Origin of the sequence: uncultured Chitinophaga sp., assembly GCF_937874145.1 — a bacterium.
Classification (GTDB): Bacteria; Bacteroidota; Bacteroidia; order Chitinophagales; family Chitinophagaceae; genus Chitinophaga.
The window spans coordinates 1-2,350 of the sequence record NZ_CALNBI010000401.1 but is presented as its reverse complement, the minus strand read 5'-3'; the positions used below and the strand labels follow the sequence as shown (position 1 = coordinate 2,350).

Here is a 2,350-nt window from a genome sequence, read left to right as displayed (position 1 = left end):
GGGCTGCATTGTAAAAAATTAAAAAAACGCAGATCAACGTATGAACTTTTTTACGAAGGAAACGAAAACCGCACTACAGGCGAAAGAACAGGCACTCTGGCTGGCTTTTGCTCCCATTGCCTTCCAGGCCTCCAAGGCGCTGAGGGATATGGGCGTCCTCAAAGCCGTATCCGACGCGGGTATGCAGGGGATCACCATCGAAGAGATCCTGCCGAAAGTGAACCTTTCCCGCTATTCGCTGCGTGTATTGCTGGAAGCGGGCCTGGGCCTGGATATGCTGCTGGTGAACGAAAAACGATACACGCTCACCAAAACCGGTTTCTTCGTCCTGAATGATCCGCTGACCCGCATCAATATGGACTTCTCGCACGATGTGTGCTACAAAGCCATGTACCCCCTGCAGGACAGCCTCACCGAGGGCCGCCCGGCCGGGTTGCAGGAGCTGGGGCCGTGGGAAACCATCTACCAGGGGCTTTCTATCCTTCCCGAGCCCGCCCGCACCAGCTGGTTCAACTTCGACCATTATTACTCCGACCTCGCCTTCCCCGGCGTGCTGCCCATCGTGTTCGAACACAAGCCCAAAAAGCTCCTCGACATCGGCGGCAACACCGGGAAGTGGTCCATGGCCTGCGCCGGTTACGATCCGGAAGTGCATGTGACCATCATGGACCTGCCCGTGCAGATCAATGTGGCGCGCCAGAATATTGAAGCGGCCGGTTTGCAGGACCGCGTTTCCTTCTTCGAAACCAACATCCTCGACGAAAGCCTGCCCTTCGCACAAGGCTTCGACGTGATCTGGATGAGCCAGTTCCTCGACTGCTTCTCCGAAGAACAGATCATCAGCATCCTCCGCCGTTGCCGCGAAGCGCTCAACGACGGTGGCAGTGTGTATATCCTGGAACCTTTCTGGGACAAGCAACAATTCAAATCCGCAGCGTTCTGCCTGCAGCAGACCTCGCTGTACTTTACCGCCATCGCCAACGGCAACAGCCAGATGTACCATACGGACGAGTTCTACAACTGCATCCGTGCGGCAGGGCTGGAAGTGGTGATGGAGAACAACAACGTGGGGCTGAGCTATACGCTGCTGCGCTGCGTGAAGGCATAAAAAACAAAAACCCTTCCATATGCAAACTGAAAAGGTGGATGTATTAGTGATTGGCGCCGGCCCCTCCGGTACGGTAGCCGCATCCATAATCAACAAGGCCGGCTATTCAGTGAAAATCGTCGAAAAGCTGAAGTTCCCCCGCTTCGTGATCGGCGAAAGTCTGTTACCCCGATGCATGGACGCCCTTACCGAAGCCGGTTTCATCGACGCCATCTCCGAAAAAGGCTTCCAGCAGAAGTACGGCGCGAAATTCGTCAAGCAGGGAAAAGTCTGCGACTTCACTTTTGCTGAACAGCACACCCCCGGCTGGCAATGGACCTGGCAGGTAACCCGCGCCGATTTCGACAAAACCCTGGCAGACACCGTCGAGCAAATGGGCGTTCCGGTGGAATATGAAACCACCGTGACCAACATCGTCTTCAACGGTTCCGATTCCGTTACCACGGTGGAAGACGCCAACGGCAACAAGAAGCAGATCGAAGCCCGCTTTATCGTAGACGGCAGCGGATACGGCCGCGTGATCCCCAAACTCTTCAACCTCGAAAAAGAGTCCGTTTTACAACCCCGCAAAGCATTATTCGCGCACACCAACGACGTGCGCCGTTCCATGGCCGACGAGCCCAACCGCATCACCGCGGTAGTGCACGACAAAGGCGTATGGATCTGGATCATTCCGTTCTCTACGGGCGTTACGTCGGTAGGGTTCGTGGGCGACCACACTTTCCACGACAAATTCTCCGGCACGCCCGAAGAAATGTACCGCGCCATGCTGGCTTCAGAGCCGTATACCGCGGAGCGTTTCAAAGACGTGGAGCTGGTCTTTGAACCGCGCAAGCTCGAAGCCTGGAGCGCCACTACCGATAAATTTTATGGCGACGGATTCGTGCTCACCGGCAACGTGACCGAATTCCTCGATCCCATTTTCTCCTCCGGCGTAACACTGGCCACCGTTTCCGCGCAAACCGCGTCCAAACTGGTGATCCGCAAGCTGCAGGGCGAAAATATCGACTGGGAGAAGGAATACATGGAGCCTACCATGCAGGGCGTGAACGTTTTCCGCTCTTACGTGATGGCCTGGTACGAGGGAACACTCGATACCATCTTCTTCTCCAAAAATCCCGATCCCCTCATCAAACAACAGATCTGCTCCGTTTTGGCAGGATATGTGTGGGATCAATCGAATCCCTACGTCCAGCTCCACGCCACCGAGGTCGGCCGGCAGGCCGCGCTCAAGTTGTGCGA

The 2,350-nt window shown here is 55.8% G+C and carries 2 protein-coding genes; both read left to right on the top strand.

Annotated elements, in window-relative coordinates; genetic code table 11:
• The first annotated feature begins 40 nt into the window (after nucleotides 1–40).
• Nucleotides 41–1,108 (top strand): methyltransferase, encoded by a 1,068-nt coding sequence (locus Q0510_RS19460; protein ID WP_298715478.1) that lies wholly within the window; start codon nucleotides 41–43, stop codon nucleotides 1,106–1,108.
• A gap of 19 nt (nucleotides 1,109–1,127) precedes the next feature.
• Nucleotides 1,128–2,350: NAD(P)/FAD-dependent oxidoreductase (locus tag Q0510_RS19455; protein ID WP_298715477.1), on the top strand; the 1,223-nt coding region annotated here is incomplete at its 3' end.